General features: G+C 71.6%; 14 protein-coding genes and 2 pseudogenes. 6 read left to right on the forward strand and 10 right to left on the reverse strand.

Translation table 11 applies throughout. The annotated features are described in order from the left end of the window. Together D3105_RS14615 and D3105_RS14620 are read left to right on the forward strand one after the other, a co-directional pair. On the forward strand, positions 1 to 1,050 hold a 1,050-nt coding region (locus D3105_RS14615; RefSeq protein ID WP_133305686.1), incomplete at its 5' end, for a S1 family peptidase. 87 nt (positions 1,051 to 1,137) lie between these two features. Continuing rightward, positions 1,138 to 1,905: an isocitrate lyase/PEP mutase family protein gene (locus tag D3105_RS14620; RefSeq protein WP_118903646.1), complete on the forward strand. Its 768-nt coding sequence runs from the start codon at positions 1,138 to 1,140 to the stop codon at positions 1,903 to 1,905. Between the two features lie 90 nt (positions 1,906 to 1,995). Here the strand turns inward: D3105_RS14620 and D3105_RS14625 are convergent, their stop codons facing one another. The 4 genes from D3105_RS14625 to D3105_RS14640 are packed head-to-tail and all read right to left on the reverse strand — an operon-like array spanning position 1,996 to position 6,599. Then, complete coding sequence (locus tag D3105_RS14625) at positions 1,996 to 3,357, reverse strand: GH1 family beta-glucosidase (RefSeq protein WP_118903666.1); 1,362 nt, start codon at positions 3,355 to 3,357, stop codon at positions 1,996 to 1,998. 20 nt (positions 3,358 to 3,377) lie between these two features. Next, positions 3,378 to 4,271 (reverse strand): carbohydrate ABC transporter permease, encoded by an 894-nt coding sequence (locus D3105_RS14630; RefSeq protein WP_165891015.1) that lies wholly within the window; start codon positions 4,269 to 4,271, stop codon positions 3,378 to 3,380. Continuing rightward, positions 4,264 to 5,277 carry a carbohydrate ABC transporter permease gene (locus D3105_RS14635; RefSeq protein ID WP_118903647.1) on the reverse strand — a complete coding sequence of 338 codons (1,014 nt, stop codon included), beginning with the start codon at positions 5,275 to 5,277 and terminating at the stop codon, positions 4,264 to 4,266. Before D3105_RS14635 ends, D3105_RS14630 begins: the two co-directional genes overlap by 8 nt. Before the next feature lie 11 nt (positions 5,278 to 5,288). Beyond that, entirely contained in the window at positions 5,289 to 6,599 is a 1,311-nt protein-coding gene (locus D3105_RS14640) for an ABC transporter substrate-binding protein (RefSeq protein ID WP_118903648.1), read from the reverse strand. A gap of 142 nt (positions 6,600 to 6,741) precedes the next feature. Between D3105_RS14640 and D3105_RS14645 the strand changes: the two genes are divergently transcribed. Further along, the gene (locus tag D3105_RS14645; protein WP_118903649.1) at positions 6,742 to 8,070 is read left to right on the forward strand and encodes an ROK family transcriptional regulator; all 1,329 of its coding nucleotides are present in this window, start codon (positions 6,742 to 6,744) and stop codon (positions 8,068 to 8,070) included. Here D3105_RS14645 and D3105_RS14650 read toward each other — a convergent pair. The 3 genes and pseudogenes from D3105_RS14650 to D3105_RS14660 all read right to left on the reverse strand — a co-directional run. Beyond that, positions 8,063 to 8,554 carry an NUDIX hydrolase gene (locus tag D3105_RS14650; RefSeq protein ID WP_118903650.1) on the reverse strand — a complete coding sequence of 164 codons (492 nt, stop codon included), beginning with the start codon at positions 8,552 to 8,554 and terminating at the stop codon, positions 8,063 to 8,065. The genes D3105_RS14645 and D3105_RS14650 overlap by 8 nt on opposite strands. A 140-nt stretch (positions 8,555 to 8,694) precedes the next feature. Further along, positions 8,695 to 8,838 (reverse strand): annotated as a pseudogene (locus D3105_RS14655) (LacI family DNA-binding transcriptional regulator); the annotation flags it as partial. A 41-nt stretch (positions 8,839 to 8,879) separates the two neighbouring features. Then, positions 8,880 to 9,008 (reverse strand): annotated as a pseudogene (locus D3105_RS14660) (short-chain dehydrogenase); the annotation flags it as partial. Between the two features lie 184 nt (positions 9,009 to 9,192). Between D3105_RS14660 and D3105_RS14665 the strand changes: the two are divergent. After that, the gene (locus tag D3105_RS14665; protein WP_118903651.1) at positions 9,193 to 10,515 is read left to right on the forward strand and encodes a transglycosylase family protein; all 1,323 of its coding nucleotides are present in this window, start codon (positions 9,193 to 9,195) and stop codon (positions 10,513 to 10,515) included. A gap of 47 nt (positions 10,516 to 10,562) precedes the next feature. Here the strand turns inward: D3105_RS14665 and D3105_RS14670 are convergent, their stop codons facing one another. Beyond that, complete coding sequence (locus D3105_RS14670; protein WP_118903668.1) at positions 10,563 to 11,735, reverse strand: DMT family transporter; 1,173 nt, start codon at positions 11,733 to 11,735, stop codon at positions 10,563 to 10,565. 245 nt (positions 11,736 to 11,980) lie between these two features. Here D3105_RS14670 and D3105_RS14675 point away from each other — a divergent pair, with 245 nt between their 5' ends. Then, complete coding sequence (locus D3105_RS14675; protein WP_118903652.1) at positions 11,981 to 12,685, forward strand: (2Fe-2S)-binding protein; 705 nt, start codon at positions 11,981 to 11,983, stop codon at positions 12,683 to 12,685. Positions 12,686 to 12,711: 26 nt separating this feature from the next. On the opposite strand, the gene D3105_RS14680 is transcribed toward D3105_RS14675, so the two are convergent. Together D3105_RS14680 and D3105_RS14685 are read right to left on the reverse strand one after the other, a co-directional pair. After that, a complete protein-coding gene (locus tag D3105_RS14680) occupies positions 12,712 to 13,074 on the reverse strand; it encodes an STAS domain-containing protein (protein ID WP_118903653.1) in 363 nt (120 codons plus the stop codon). Positions 13,075 to 13,297: 223 nt separating this feature from the next. Further along, positions 13,298 to 13,813, reverse strand: a complete 516-nt coding sequence (locus D3105_RS14685) for a MarR family winged helix-turn-helix transcriptional regulator (RefSeq protein ID WP_118903654.1) — start codon at positions 13,811 to 13,813, stop codon at positions 13,298 to 13,300. 86 nt (positions 13,814 to 13,899) lie between these two features. Here D3105_RS14685 and D3105_RS14690 point away from each other — a divergent pair, with 86 nt between their 5' ends. Continuing rightward, positions 13,900 to 15,069, forward strand: coding sequence for a PP2C family protein-serine/threonine phosphatase (locus D3105_RS14690; protein ID WP_118903655.1), 1,170 nt, complete (start codon positions 13,900 to 13,902; stop codon positions 15,067 to 15,069). The last annotated feature ends 11 nt before the right edge of the window (positions 15,070 to 15,080 follow it).

Raw genomic sequence — 15,080 nt, forward strand, 5'->3', positions numbered from 1 at the left:
CCCGCCCCCGCCGAACCTCCCGCCTCCGCCGCCCTGCTCTCCGCGATGCAGCGCGACCTCGGCCTCACCGAGAAGCAGGCCCTCACCCGACTCGCCGACGAGAAGGCCGCCGCCGCCCTGGAGAAGAAGGCGCAGCGCGCCGCCGGCTCCGCCTTCGGTGGTTCCTGGCTCGATGCGAAGACCGGCAAGCTGACCGTCGCGGTCACCACCGCCGAGAAGGCCGAAGCCGTACGGGCGACCGGTGCCGACATCCGGCTCGTCGAGCACTCGGCCAAGAGCCTCGACGCCGCCAAGGCGCGGATCGACGCCCTGAAAGCTCCGTCCGGGGTGAGCAGCTGGCACGTCGACCCGGCCACCAGCCGCGTCGTCGTGAACGTCGTCGCCGCAGAGCAGGCTGACAACGATGTCCGCACCTTCGTCGCCAAGGCCCGCAAGGCCGGTCCGGTCACGGTGAGGGCGACCGCCGAGGCTCCGCAGACCTTCGCCGCCGGAACGGTCGGCGGCGACCCGTACTACACGGGCAACGTCCGCTGTTCCATCGGCTTCTCCGTGCACGGCGGCTTCGTCACCGCAGGCCACTGCGGCGGCACCGGCCAGCAGGTCCGCGGCTGGGACAACTCCTACATCGGCAACTTCCAGGGCTCGTCCTTCCCCGGTGACGACTACGCCTGGGTGAACGTCGGCAGCGGCTGGTGGACCGTCCCGGTCGTGCTCGGCTGGGGCACCGTCCCGGACCAGCTCGTCCGTGGCTCGAACGAGGCCCCGATCGGCGCCTCGATCTGCCGCTCCGGTTCCACCACGCGCTGGCACTGCGGCCGCGTCCTCGCCAAGAACGAGACCGTCAACTACAGCCAGGGCGCCGTCCACCAGATGACCAAGACGAGCGTCTGCGCCCAGGGCGGCGACTCCGGCGGCTCGTTCATCAGCGGAGACCAGGCCCAGGGCGTCACCTCCGGCGGCTGGGGCAACTGCACCAGTGGCGGTGAGACCTGGTACCAGCCGATCAACGAGATCCTCAACCGGTACGGACTGAGGCTGCACACCGCGTGATCCGGGAGCCCGCGGCGGCCACGGACATCCGTGGCCGCCGCGGGCCCGTCACGTCGTTCCCGCCCGATGCGGGGTAGCGTCGTCGTCATGGATTTTCGAACCACCGTCGAGCGCGCTGAGCGCCTCAAGCAACTGCACGCCGAACACCAGCCCCTCGTGCTGCCCACCGTCTGGGACGTCTGGTCCGCGCGGACCGCGGTCGCCGCGGGCTTCCCCGCGCTGACCATCGGCAGCCATCCGCTCGCCGACTCCCGCGGGGCCGAGGACCAGGAGGGCCAGACCTTCGAGGAGGTGCTCGCCGCCGTCAGGCCGATCATCGCGGCGGTCGACGTTCCCGTCTCCGTGGACCTGGAGTCCGGCTACGGCCAGAAGCCCGCGGATCTCGTCGCCGGTCTCATCGAGGCCGGCGGCGTCGGTCTCAACATCGAGGACACCGTCCACTCGGAGGGCGGACGCGTGCGCAGCACGCAGGAGCACGCGAGCTACGTCGCCGGCCTGCGCGCTGCGGCCGACGACGCGGGCGTCCCGGTCTGGGTCAACGGGCGCACCGACCTCTTCGTGCACACGGAGAAGCCCTCCGACGTCCTCGACGAGGTGATCGAGCGACTGCGGGCCCTGGAGCAGGCCGGCGCCGACAGCGTCTACCCGGTGAAGATCCAGGACAACGACGAACTGCTCGCGGCGGTGACCGCGGCCGTCGCCGTCCCGGTGAACACCACGGCACATCCCGTGAAGCACGACCTCGAACGTTTCCGCCGCCTCGGCATCGGCCGGATCACCTACGGTCCGCTGCTGCAGTTCGCGCTGACGGACGCGATGAAGGACATGCTGAAGCCGTGGTCGCCCTCCTCCTAGAGGCTGCCCGGCGATGCGAAAGCCCTCCGGCCGCGGCGAGCGATGCGCCGCGGCCGGAGGGCTGCCGGAAGGAGCGGGGGAGAAGGAGCGTCAGGCGGCCGTCCGGCCGTCGCGGCGCGCCGCGTGTTCCCGGGCCAGTTCCGCGTACCGGAGTCCGCTGCTCTTGACCGTACGGCGCTGGGTCGCGTAGTCGACGTGGACCAGGCCGAACCGCTTGTCGTAGCCGTACGCCCACTCGAAGTTGTCCATCAGGGACCAGGCGAAGTACCCGGCCGGCGGCGCCCCCTCGGCGACCGCGCGGGCGCAGGCGGCGAGGTGCTCCTCCAGATAGCGGACGCGCTCCGGGTCGTGCACCGAGCCGTCCACCGCGACGAGGTCCTCGTACGCGGAACCGTTCTCGGTGACGTAGATCCGCCGGACGCCGTACTCCTCGGTCAGCCGCAGCAACAGCTGCTCCAGGCCCTCCGCGTGGACCTCCCAGTCCATGGGGGTGAGCCGGGCGCCGGGGACGGAGACCTGCCGGGCGTGCGGGGCGGTCCCGTCGGGGGTTGAGGTGACGATCCGCCGGAAACAGTGGTTCAGGCCCAGCCAGTCCAGCGGGGCCGCGATCGTCTCCAAGTCACCCGGCTGTACCGGGAGTTCGACGCCGTACTCCTCCACCATGTCCTGCGGGTGGCCGCGCCCCGGGATCGGGTCCAGCCACCAGCGGTTGATGTGGCCGTCGGCGCGGCGGGCGGCGGGGAGGTCGGCCTCGCTCGTGCTCGCCGGCTCGATCGGGCTGAGGTTGTTGACGATGCCGACCCGGGCGTCCGAGGAGGCCGCCCGGATCGCCCGGACGGCGAGGCCGTGGCCCAGGTGCAGGTGGTAGGAGGCGCGCACGGCGGCGGTGAGGTCGGTGAGCCCCGGCGCCATCCGACCCTCCAGGTGCCCGATCCAGGCCGAGCACAGCGGCTCGTTGAGCGTCGCCCAGTCCTTGACCCGGTCGCCCAGGTGCTCCACCACGTGGGAGGCGTACGCCGCGAAGCGCTCCGAGGTCTCCCGTACGGTCCAGCCGCCCCGGTCCTGGAGCACCTGCGGCAGGTCCCAGTGGTAGAGCGCGGCGAACGGGGTGACGCCCGCCTCCAGCAGGCCGTCCGCGAGGCGGTCGTAGAAGTCCAGGCCCGCCTTGTTGACCGGCCCGTCGCCGCCGGGCACGACGCGCGGCCGGGCGATGGAGAACCGGTAGCCGTCCGCGCCGTGTTGCTTGATCAGGCCGATGTCCTCGGGCGCTCGGTGGTAGTGGTCGCAGGCGATGTCACCGGTGTCGCCGCCGTCGACCTTGCCGGGGGTGGGCGAGAAGCTGTCCCAGATGGAGGGGGAGCGGCCGTCCTCGGCCACGGCTCCCTCGATCTGGTACGCGGCGGTGGCGACGCCCCAGGTGAAGTCGGCCGGGAGTGCGGTGAGGTCGGACACGTACTGCCTTTCCGTGGAGGTCACTTGACGGCTCCTGCGGTGAGACCGGCCACCAGGTAGCGCTGGAGCAGCAGGAAGCCCACGACGATCGGGACGCTGACGACGAGGGACGCGGCCATGACCTGGTTCCAGTACACGTCGTTCTGCGTGGCGTAGCCCTGGAGGCCGACGGAGAGGGTCCGGGTGGCGTCGTTCGTCATGACGGAGGCGAAGAGCACTTCGCCCCAGGCCGTCATGAAGGAGTAGACGGACACCGCGACGATCCCCGGGACGGCCGCCGGCACGACCACCTGGAAGAGGGCGCGGACGGGACCGCAGCCGTCGACCAGGGCCGCTTCGTCGAGGTCTCGGGGGATGGAGTCGAAGTACCCGATCAGCATCCAGATGGAGAACGGCAGCGAGAACGTCAGGTAGGTGAGGATGAGCCCGCCGCGCGAGCCGTACAGCGCGACGCCGGTGCTGTTGCCGATGTTGACGAAGATGAGGAACAGCGGGAGCAGGAAGAGGATCCCCGGGAACATCTGCGTGGAGAGCACCGTGACGGTGAAGACCCGCTTCCCCCGGAACCGGTAGCGGCTCACCGCGTACGCCGAGAACACCGCGATGGTCACCGACAGCACCGTCGCCGAGCCGGCCACGATCAGCGAGTTGACGAAGTACTTGGCGAGCGGGACGGTCTCCCAGATGTCGATGTACGGCTGGATCGTCAGCGTGGACGGGAGCCACTGGAACTTCCCCGACACGTCCTGGAGCGGCTTCAGCGAGCCGCTGACCATGACGTAGACCGGCAGCAGGACGAAGCCGGCGAGCAGGGTCAGGATGATGCGCCGGGTCCACAGGAAGGACTGCGGGGCCGCCATCGGCGAGCGGGCCCGCGACCGGGCGGTGCGGGTCGGCCGCGTGAGGCTAGACATCGGCGCCCTTCCTTCCGCGCGAGGTGAGGAACAGATAGAGGGCCGTCACGAGCAGCAGGAAGAGCAGCAGCAGGACGGACATCGCCGACCCGGTGCCGAAGTTCCAGGTGACGAACGACGACTGGTAGATGTGGATGGAGATCAGGTCCGCGTTCTCCGGCGCCGATTTCCCGAACAGCACGAACGGGGTGTTGAAGTCGTTGAACGTCCAGAGGAAGAGCACCAGGACCAGCACCTGGTTGACCGGGCGCAGCGAGGGCAGCGTGATCCGGCGGATCTGCTGCCAGATGCCCGCGCCGTCGATCGAGGCAGCCTCGTACAACTCGCGCGGGATGTTCTGGAGCCCGGCCATCAGCATGAGGAAGGCGAACGGCCAGCCCTTCCACACCGAGACGATGATCAGGGTGTAGAGACTGTTGTCGCCGATCAGCCAGAACGACGGCTCGTCCGTGATGCCGAGCTGGTCGTGCAGGACATGGTTGATCATCCCGTTGTCCCGCTGGAACATGAACGCCCAGGTGATGACGGCCGCGTAGACCGGCAGGGCGTACGGGACCAGGAAGATCGTCCGCAGTACGCCCCGGCCCCGGAAGCTCTCCTGGAGCAGGATCGCGGCGGCCGTGCCGAGCAGCCAGGCCAGGCCGACGGAGAAGAACGTGAAGACACAGGTGACGAAGAACGAGTGGAGCAGGGCCTCACCGATCGGCGCGTCGATGTCGACGGCGATCTTGTAGTTGTCGAGGCCGGACCAGGGCGCGGCGCCCCAGTTGTTGATGAAGAACTGGGTGAGCTGCCGGAAGCTCATCACGATCCCGATGACCATCGGGATGATGTGGATGAGGAGTTCCAGCAGGACGGCGGGCAGAAGCAGGAGATAGGGCAGTCCGCCTCGGCGGATCCGGTCGGGGATGCGCGGCAGTCTCCTGCGCGCACCCCCGGTGCCCCGGCTCGTACCCCTGCTGGTCGACGTGTCGAGCTCGGGGTCCGTGGTGTCGGTGGCGGTCATGGATCAGGGCCTCACTGCTGCATCGTCTGCTGCGCCTTTTCCAGGCGCGCCTTGACGGACTCCTCGGTCACGGGGCGTCCGGCCGCCGCGTCCGCCCACAGCTCCTTGACCGCCGTGCCGACGGCCGTCTCGAACTGCGACTCGTTGGGGACCTGGGGGAGTGGGGCGGCGCTGGTGGCGAGGGTGTCGCGCAGGACCTTGAGGTCGGGTGCCCCGAACGCGGCGTCGGCCTGGGCGGCCTTGACCGGCGGGATGGAGCCGTAGGTCTTGTTGAGCAGCTTCTGCTCGGCGTCGCTCGTCATGAACTTCACGAACTTCTTCGCGCCGTCGATGTTCTTGGTGTTCTTGAACACCGCCATGTTGATGCCCGCGACCATGGAGTTGACCTGCTTGCCGGTGCCCGGGACGCCCGAGGGGACCGGCACCGGGGCCGCGCCCCAGTCCTCCGGCTTCATGCCCTGGGCGGCGAAGGTGGAGGCGGCCGCCTGCCACAGCACCATCGCGGTCCTGCCCTTGGCGAAGTCGGTGAGCGACTGGTTCTGGGCGTACTCCGCGTTGCCCGGGGCGATGATCTTGTCCTTGGCCATGAAGTCGATGTACTGCTTCACCGCCGCGACCGCGCCGTCAGAGGTGAAGGTCGCCTTGCCGTCCTTGTCGAAGAAGTCGGCGCCGTGCTGCTGGCCCAGGACGAAGGTCTGGTGGATGTTGTTGGAGAGGTTGCCGCCCTCGGCGCCAAGACCCCACTTGCCGTCCTTGGATATCTTCTTGCCGGTCGCGACCAGCTCGTCCCAGGTGGCCGGGGGCTTCTCGACGCCGGCCTCGGCGAACATCTTCTTGTTGTAGTAGAGGGCGTACGCCAGCGAGTACAGCGGCACGGCGGCGGGCGGTTCGCCCTCCTTGCCGGCCGAGGCGACCGCCGAGTCGACGAAGCGGTCCCGGCCGCCGATCGCCTCGAAGTTCTTGTCGTCCCACGGCAGGAGCGCGCCGGTCGCCTGGAGCGAGGCCGACCAGGTGTTGCCGATGTTCAGCACGTCCGGGCCCTGACCGGAGGTGGTGGCGGCGAGGATCCGGTTCAGCAGGTCGGCCCACGGCACGACCTCCAGCTTCACCTTGATCCCGGTCTCCTTCTCGAACTTCTTCAGCTCGGGGGTGAGGATCTTCTTGTCGGCCTCGATGCTGGGGCCCTGGTTGGACGCCCAGTAGGTGAGGGTCTTCGGCGACTCGTTGCTGCCGCCCGACGTGGTTCCCCCGCCACAGCCGGTGGCGGCCACGGCGATGGAGAGGGCGAGGGTGACGGCGCTTGCGGCTCTGAGGTGACGCATGAGAGGTGGCCCCTTTCCGGGGGTGGCTGCGTTCGGGAACCGAACGGCCTCCATGACTTAATTTATGCCGTGATTTAAGAGGTGAGAGAAGGTCGCGTCAAGGCCTTGGACCGGGGTATGTTCCTGGACGGGAAGGAGCACCATGGCCGAGCGCAACAGACGAACCGTGCGTGACCTGCGGCGGGGCAACCGGGCGAGGGTATTGCAACGCTTGTATTTCGACGGCCCGCTGAGTCGTCAGGAGCTCGGCCCGGTCACGGGCCTGAGTTCAGGTTCCATCAGCAACGTCGTCGCGGAGCTCTCCGCCGAGGGCCTGCTGGAGGAGGCCGGCGTCGTCGACTCCGACGGCGGCCGCCCCCGTACGCTGCTGCGCGTCGCCCCGGACGGCGGCCTCCTCGTCGGCATCGACATCGGCGAGACCCGTGTCCGCGTCGAGCTGTTCGACCTCTCCCTCACCGAACTGGCCCGCACGGAAAGGCTGCTGGTGGCCCAGCACGGTTACGACGTCGAGCGCATCGTCGCCCATGTCCGCACCGGCGTCGCGCACGTGCTGCGCGACGCGGGCGCCGACCCGCGCCGGCTGCTCGGCATCGGCATCGGGGTGCCCGGCATCATCGAGCGCGACGGCCCCGACGGCACCCGTGGTGCGGTGGTGCACGGCCAGACGATCGGCTGGCGCGCGGTTCCCTTCGAACAGCTGCTGCGCGAGGCGGTCGACGTGCCGCCCGAGGTGCCGCTCTTCATCGACAACGGAGCCAGGACGCTCGGCCAGGCCGAGATGTGGTTCGGAGGCGGCCGGGGCGCGGGGGCCGCCGCCATCGCCCTGATCGGCTCGGGTGTGGGCGCCTGTGTGGATCACGGCGACATCCTCGACGAGGACCGCATGAGCCTCGCCCTCGAATGGGGCCACACGACCGTCCAGCTCCGCGGCCGCCGGTGCCGCTGCGGATCCTTCGGCTGCCTGGAGGCGTACGCGGGCGCGGAGGCCCTGCGCGAGCGCTGGCGCGAGGCGGGCGGACCGCTGCCCGAGGGCGCCGACGACGAGACCGCGCTGGCGGCCCTGCTCGCCGCCGCCTACCCGGCACGCCGGGGCGCCACCCCGGACCCGGTGGCCCTCGCGCTGCTCGACGAGACGGCCGAATGCCTCGGCGCGGCCCTCGCCGACCTGATCAACCTCTTCCTGCCCGAGCGGATCCTGATCGGCGGCTGGGCGGGCCTGCTCCTCGGCCCCCGGCTGCTGCCGGAGATCCGCCGGTACGCGAACGAGTACGCCCTGAGCCACGCGGCGGCCCGCACCACCATCGAGATGGGTCGCCTCGGCCCGGACGCGGTCACCGTGGGCGCGGCCACGCTCCCGCTCGCGGACTTCCTGACCCGGGGCGGCAGCCGCCCGGAGCCGGGCGGAACCGGCGCGCCACCGCGTACGGCCGTCCACGCGGTACGGGAACGGCACCGGACCTCCCTCAACTGAGAGGACGCGCCTCGTCGGGCGGGCCTGCCGCCTCGCCCCGGGCGACCCACCGCGGGTCCACCCGGCGCAGGTGCGCGTCCTGGGCGTCGGCGAGCGGGTGCGCCAGAGGGAGCGGCGCGAACCGGCAGACGAACCGCATGCCCGCGTCGCCCCCGTCGCCGCGGACCCGGTGCTCCCTCTCCGCAGGGCCGTCCGGCGGGGCGTCGAGCAGGAGACAGGTGGTCAGCCGGGGCTGCCCCGTATCGGGATGCGGCCGCCCGTCCACCGCGATCCGCCGGACGACGCGGGCCCCCCTCAGTCCGGTCTCCTCGGCGACCTCGCGCAGGACGGCCGGCTCCGGATCCTCACCGGGCGCGACACCGCCCGCGGGCACCTGGGTGCCCGCCTCGGGGAAGGCCACCTGGTCGAACACCAGCAGGGCGGGGGAGGGGTGACGCCGGATCACGTAGGCGGCGACGCGGACGCGGGGCGGGGGAGAGGTCATGAACGGCATCCTCGCGTACGCCGATGAGACCCCGTCCGGCAGATCCCGGGCCGACCCCCGTACACCGATGAGACCCCGCCCGGCAGACTCTGGGCGGCCCCCGCGTACGCCGATGAGCCTCCGCCCGGTCGAGCGGGCCTCGCCCGGCGCACCGCCTCCTGGATCATCGGGTCGACATTGCGCACCCCGTTGACGACCCGGGAAACGGTGGCGCGCGAGACGCCCGCCGCCCGGGCCACGTCCTCCAGGGTGGGCGCTCCGGCCGGCCGCAGATCATCCGTCATGAGCGCCTTTATAGCACCTGCGGAGAGCGCTCTCCATGGAGACGATCGCCGAGCACCTCGGACAGGTACCGCGTGAACACGTCCAGCGCGCCCTTGGTCGTGGCGCAGGCGATCAGGTCCGGCATCACCGCCGTGTGGCTGAGGCACGTCGAGATGTTCATGACGCGCCCTCGTCCCGCAGCCGGAGTCCCCGGAGGTCTGAACGCGGTCCGGCGAGAGAGAAGTTCAGGGCGGCGGTATTCGGCCACGGACTGGCCGGGGGCGGCCGAGTATCACGTTTTGCTTGTGATCAGTCACTGTGCGGACCTACGTTGCCCCTTGCGAGATGTACCGAAGCCAGTGGGGGAGCCACGTATGGCCGCGACCGGACGGCACCGCAGATATCAGCCCAGTCGGATCAACCGTGCCTCGCTCACGGTGACGGCGGGCGGCGCGGGCATCGCGCTGCCGCTCATCACCGCGGCCTCGGCCGGGGCCGCCTCGGGTGAGGTCTGGGAGAAGGTCGCCGCCTGCGAGTCCAGCGGCAATTGGGCCATCAACACCGGCAACGGCTACTACGGCGGTCTGCAGTTCAGCGGCTCCACCTGGGCCGCCTTCGGCGGCACGCAGTACGCGCCACGCGCCGACCTCGCCACCCGCGAGCAGCAGATCGTCATCGCCGAAAGGGTGCTGGACGGCCAGGGGCCCGGGGCCTGGCCCACCTGTTCCGTACGGGCGGGGCTCACGCGCGGCGGCGACGCACCCGAGACCACGGAGACCGGGACCGCCCCGCAGAGCGCGGGCAGCCGGACCGCCCAGGCGGCCGCGGCGCCGCAGAGCGCACCGCCCAGGCAGCCGCAGACCCGTCCCGCCGAGGCGACGCCCACCCATGTGCCGGGCAAGCGCGACTCGTACACCGTGGCGAGCGGCGACTCCCTCTCCGGGATCGCGTCCGCCCAGCGGGTCCCCGGCGGCTGGCAGGGCCTCTACGCCGCCAACCGCACCGTCGTCGGGGACGACCCGAACCTGATCTTCCCCGGACAGCGGCTGAGTCTGGACGGGAGCCGGGCGCCGAAGGCGGGGGAGGGGACGAGCGCCCGGAAGCCCGCACGGCAGACCGCTCCAAAACCCTCGGCCACCGCGCCCGGGGCGAAGAAGGCGGACCAGCGCCAGGCCGAGCCGAAGAAGGAAGCCCCGAAGCAGCAGGCTCCCAAGAAGGAAGCGCCGAAGCAGGAGGCGCCGAAGAAGGCCGCCCCCAAGAAGGAGCAGCCCGCTCCGGAACGGGCCGCGCAGCACTCCGGTTTCAGCGCCCCGGTCGCCGCCGGCACCGGCACCCCGTACCGCCAGGCCGGCTCCTGGTCCAGCGGCTACCACACCGGCGTGGACTTCCCCGTGCCCACCGGGACGTCCGTGAAGTCGGTGGCCCCGGGCCGCGTCGTCTCGGCCGGCTGGGCCGGAGCGTACGGCTACGAGGTCGTCATCCGGCACAGCGACGGCAAGTACAGCCAGTACGCCCACCTCTCCGCGCTCCACGTGCGCGCCGGGCAGTCGGTCTCCGGCGGGCAGCGCATCGCCCGCTCCGGCTCCACGGGCAACAGCACAGGGCCCCACCTGCACTTCGAGGTCCGCACGGGCCCCGGCTACGGCTCGGACGTCGACCCGCTCGCCTACCTGCGGGCAGGCGGCGTCAGGGTCTGACCGTCCACGCACGTGCGGGCGGACGGCGTCAGGAGCCGAACGCTTGCCTACCTCCGGGCAGGCGGCATCAGGGTGTGAACCCTCCGCTCGGAGCGGGTGCGCCGCAGGGTGGCTCCTCCGCGCCGTGGCTGCTCCGCGAGTGACCCCGGCGTACCGAACTCCACCTGCGGCACAGCACGCCCCGGCGGCAGGGGCGACGACTTCGCGGCCGCGGGCAGCTGCCCCGACGCCGGTCCCGGCACGGCAGGCGCACCGGGCGACGCCGAGGGACGCCCGTCCTCCTGCCCCTCCGCGCCGCGGACCGCATTCCCCGCGCCCGGGCCGTCGGCCGGGACTGCACGCCGGGCTCCGGGGCCCGCCTGCTCCGGGTTCGCCCGCGCCTCCTCGGCGTGCTCCCGATGCATCCGCTCCCCTGTCAGCAGGATCAGACCGGCGGCGGCCAACGCTCCGCAGGAGAGGGCGAGCACGGTGCCGGGGACGCCGAGACGGAAGTGTTCGCCGAACAGGGTGAGGCCGATGGCGGCGGCCACCACCGGGTTGACCACCGTCACCGTGGCCAGCGGAGCGGTGAGCCCGGCGCCCCGGTACGCGGCCTGGGACAGGAACAGGCCCGCCGCCGCGAGCCCGACGATCACCAGCAGCGGCAACGCGCCCGAGCGCACCGAACCGGACGTCCACTCCACGGCCACGGTCTTGGTGAACACCGAGGCCATGCCGAACGCCGCGCCCGCGCCCGTGGCCAGGACGATGCTGCGCAGGACCGGCCGGCGCAGCGTACGGGAGAGGACGACGAGCGCGCCCACGGCCCCGAACGTCACCGAGGCCAGCAGCGCCTGCTCCGGGCCGTTCAGGGTGTGCGGTTCGGCGTTCCCCGTGAGCGCCAGCAGTCCGCCGAGCCCCGCCGTCGCCATCAGCGCCCCGCGCCACGCCGTCGCCCCCGCCCGCCGCCCGACGAACAGGGCCGCCATCGGGAGGGCGAAGACGATCGTCAGCGCCCCGAGGGGCTGGACCAGGCTGAGCGGACCGTAGGCGAGCGCCACCACGTGCAGGACCGCGCCGATCCCATTCAGGACGACGGCGACCCACCACACGCTGTTGCGCAGCAGGGCGTACCAGGCGTTGTCATCGGTCGCGGCCACGCGCTCCTGGATGATCGCCCCGGCCGCGTAGGCGACCGCGGAGACCAGTGACAGCAGCACGGACAACGCAAGGGAGCTCATGTACACCACGATGTCCCGTCCGGGGCCCCACGTCGTCGTCCTTGAGTCTGCACTTCGGCCTACTGCCCCAGTAGTACGCCTGGCGGACCGACGTCCTCCTCCCGACGGTAGTCCTGCCGCCCCCAGCCGTCAGAAGTTGTCGCCCGGCGGATACGGTGAGCCGCCGGGACGCCACAGCCGGTGTCCGCGGGGCCGGTCACGGGAGCGGGACCGCGGACGGACCGGAAACGGAGGGGGAACGGGCCATGGACCTGGCACTACTGGCATCGGTCGGGGGATTCTTCGCGCTGCGGACCACCCCGGTGCCGGGCGGCGGGCACCGGCCGCTGGAGCGGTTGTACGCGGGCGAGAACGATCCGCTCGCCGCGCGTGTCGACCGGGTCGCGGCGCGGCTTGAGGCCCCCGAGCGCCGGGTCGCCGCCTCCATCGCCCATCTCGGTCTCGCCGCGCGGCTCTGGTCCATCAGCCTGGGTCCGGCCGCGCTGTTCAAGCGGATCCCCGCCCTGGCCCCCGGCGAACTGCACTGGGACCCGTCGTCCACCTCGCCGGACGACCTGTGGCTCGCGGGGACGGCCGAGCTGCCCGGAACGGCGGCCCGGATCCGCGAGGAGGTCCAGTACGGGCATCTGGTTCCGCTGGCCGAGGCGTTCCGGCGCGACGGGAACATCTCCCCGCAGTTGCTGCGCGGCAACGCGGGGTCCGCGCTCGCCGGGGCCGTACGCGAACTCGTCGCCTTCGCACGCGCCCACGACCGGCCGGACGTGGCCGCGCGGGCCCGCGCGCTGGCGGCCGAGCTCTTCGACGACGAGACGCTGCGCGACACCGGATCCCCGCACGGTCCGGCGTTCCGGCGGCGCAGCTGCTGCCTGTACTGGCGCTGTCCCGGCGGTGGGTTGTGCGGGGACTGCGTGTTCGACCGGGCGCCCGGCTCCGCTCGGGCCGGGGCGTGACGTCGGGAAGACAGGCAGGAAGAAGGTCAGGAAGGCAGTACGGTGTCGATGGCGTCGTCCACGGACGGCAGGACGGGCAGGGCGCTGTCGAGGCCGATCATGCCGATCAGGCGCCGCATGAACGGGGACGGGGCCGCGAGACGCAGCCGGTCACCGAGTGCGGTGTGGCCCTGGAGGAGCACGTTCACCGTCGTCGAGTCCGCGAATCCGACGCCGGAGAGGTCCACGACGACCGGGCCCGAGCCGTCGTCGGCCGCCGAGGTCAGAGCAAGGCCCAGGGGGGACACGCTGTCGATGTCGAGGTCACCCGACACGGTGAGGACCAGAGCGCCCCGCTCCCGCCGGGTGGTGATTCTGACGACTCTGTCTTCGTTGGGCGATGAAAGCACGGAAGGCACCTCGGGCGGGATCGGAAGGGAGCGGAGAGCCGTGCTGCCGGAGGGGCCGGCAGCGCTCCGTCCCTGGTCGCGGCGGGATAACGGGATAACGATAGAAGTAACAGTTGCCATTTGACAACATTCTCCATCGGGTAACAATCTGATCCCCGACGGTTGATCGTCCGGCTGTCGCCGGTGGAGTGCCGATAGATGCGGAAGCAGGGGCTGGATGAGGCTAGGCGCTGTCGGCGACATCGGCGCGGAGCGAGGAGGCGCCCCCGCCCCTGCGCGGGGAAAGACGCTCCGAAGCCGCGGTATGGAAGGCCGCGAGACCGTCCACGAGCGCGGAGAGGTCCGCGGGAGCCATGCGCTCCAGTACGGCGTTCAGTTCGGCGACGCGCAGGGCCCGGTATTCTTCGAGAAGGGCGCGGCCGAGCTGACTCAGCCGCAGTTCCACTTCGCGTCGGCTGGTCGGGCTGGGCGCCCGCAGGACGAGCCCCATCGCCTCCATCCGGTCGCAGAGCCGGCTGACGGAGGGGGCGCGCGAACCCAGGGCTTCACCCAGGGCCCGCAGGTTGGTGCCCTCCTGCTTCTCGATCACGAGCAGGGCGCGGAGCTGGGAGGGCGATACGGTTCCCGAAGCGGCGGATTCCTGGCCCCGGCCCCACAGCACCTCCAGCAGCTCCGAGGCGGCGACGGCGTAGGCGGACGCCTGTTCGCTACTGCTCGGGCGGAAACTTCGGTGGGGCATTCAGCCACTGTGCCACCCGCCGGCCCCGCTTGTCAGCCCGGGCCCGGCCCTTACCACGTCGCAGGACGAAGATTGCGCGAGAGACCGTGAACAGACGAACGGACATCGAGGCCGCCGTGCGGGCCGCAGCTCCGCACGCCCTGCTGGCCACCTTGCGCACCCAGCTCGGCACCGCCTACGGGGCCCTCGCGGTGGAACTGCACCTCGCCGACTACGGCCTGCGGGTTCTGAAGCCGCTGGACCGGCCCGACGGCGAGAGCGAGCCGCTGTCCCTCCACAACAGCCCGGAGGGCCGGGCCTTCGGCAGTCAGGAACCCCGCGAACAGCAGGTCCGGCACGACGACGCCGTCGATCACCACCTGCCCGTGACCGTCCGGGGCGAACGGCTCGGCATCCTCACCGTCCGGCTGCCCCAGACGCTGTCCACCCCGGAGCTGGTCGGCGAGCTGACCCACGTCGCCGACCTCCTGGGACACGAGATCCTGGTCGCCGAGCGGGACACCGACCTGTATCAGCGCGCCCGGCGCACCAGTCGCCTCACCCTCGCCGCCGAGATGCAGTGGCAGCTGCTGCCCGCCCGCGCCTGCACCGCCGCCGAGTTCGCCATCGGGGCCCAGCTGGAACCCGCGTACGCCATCCATGGCGACAACTTCGACTGGGCCGCCGACGGCGACGAGCTGACCCTCGCGGTGACCAACGGCATGGGCGAGGGCATACAGGCATCCCTCCTCACCAACCTCGCCGTCAACGCCCTGCGCAACGCCCGCCGGGCCGGCATCGGCATCGCGGACCAGGCGGCCCTCGCCGACCAGGCCCTCTACGACCAGCACCGCGGCGCCTCCCATGTCTCCACCCTGCTGCTCCGCTTCGAGCTGGCGACCGGCCGGGTCGGCGTCGTCGACGCGGGATCGCCCCAGCTCTGGATGCAGCGCGGCCGCTCGGTCCGCCGGATGGAGCTGGAGGCCCAGCTGCCGCTCGGCATGTTCGAGGAGTCGCAGTACACGGTCCAGGAGTTCCACGTCGAGCCCGGCGACCGGCTGCTGCTGTTCAGCGACGGCGTGTACGACGCGGTGTCCCCACTCGGCGAGGCGTACGGGGGCCGCATGCTGGCCCGCGCCATCCAGTCGACCCGGCTCCTGCCCGCCGCCACCGTCCCGCGCGCGATCCTCGCCGAGCTCGCGGAGTACCGGGTCACGGAGACGCTCGACGACGCGCTGGTGCTGTGCCTGGACTGGTTCGGCCGGCAGAAGGGCTGACCGGCCGGACG

Origin of the sequence: Streptomyces globisporus, from assembly GCF_003501885.1 — a bacterium.
GTDB lineage: Bacteria > Actinomycetota > Actinomycetes > Streptomycetales > Streptomycetaceae > Streptomyces > Streptomyces globisporus_D.

Excerpts from the sequence above, each read along its gene's own strand:
- D3105_RS14685 (WP_118903654.1), bottom strand. The coding sequence starts at position 13,813 with ATGCCCCACCGAAGTTTCCGCCCGAGCAGTAGCGAACAGGCGTCCGCC.
- D3105_RS14635 (WP_118903647.1), bottom strand. The coding sequence starts at position 5,277 with ATGACCGCCACCGACACCACGGACCCCGAGCTCGACACGTCGACCAGC.
- D3105_RS14640 (WP_118903648.1), bottom strand. The coding sequence starts at position 6,599 with ATGCGTCACCTCAGAGCCGCAAGCGCCGTCACCCTCGCCCTCTCCATC.
- D3105_RS14620 (WP_118903646.1), top strand. The coding sequence starts at position 1,138 with ATGGATTTTCGAACCACCGTCGAGCGCGCTGAGCGCCTCAAGCAACTG.
- D3105_RS14675 (WP_118903652.1), top strand. The coding sequence starts at position 11,981 with ATGGACCTGGCACTACTGGCATCGGTCGGGGGATTCTTCGCGCTGCGG.
- D3105_RS14645 (WP_118903649.1), top strand. The coding sequence starts at position 6,742 with ATGGCCGAGCGCAACAGACGAACCGTGCGTGACCTGCGGCGGGGCAAC.
- D3105_RS14630 (WP_165891015.1), bottom strand. The coding sequence starts at position 4,271 with ATGTCTAGCCTCACGCGGCCGACCCGCACCGCCCGGTCGCGGGCCCGC.
- D3105_RS14665 (WP_118903651.1), top strand. The coding sequence starts at position 9,193 with ATGGCCGCGACCGGACGGCACCGCAGATATCAGCCCAGTCGGATCAAC.
- D3105_RS14670 (WP_118903668.1), bottom strand. The coding sequence starts at position 11,735 with ATGAGCTCCCTTGCGTTGTCCGTGCTGCTGTCACTGGTCTCCGCGGTC.
- D3105_RS14650 (WP_118903650.1), bottom strand. The coding sequence starts at position 8,554 with ATGACCTCTCCCCCGCCCCGCGTCCGCGTCGCCGCCTACGTGATCCGG.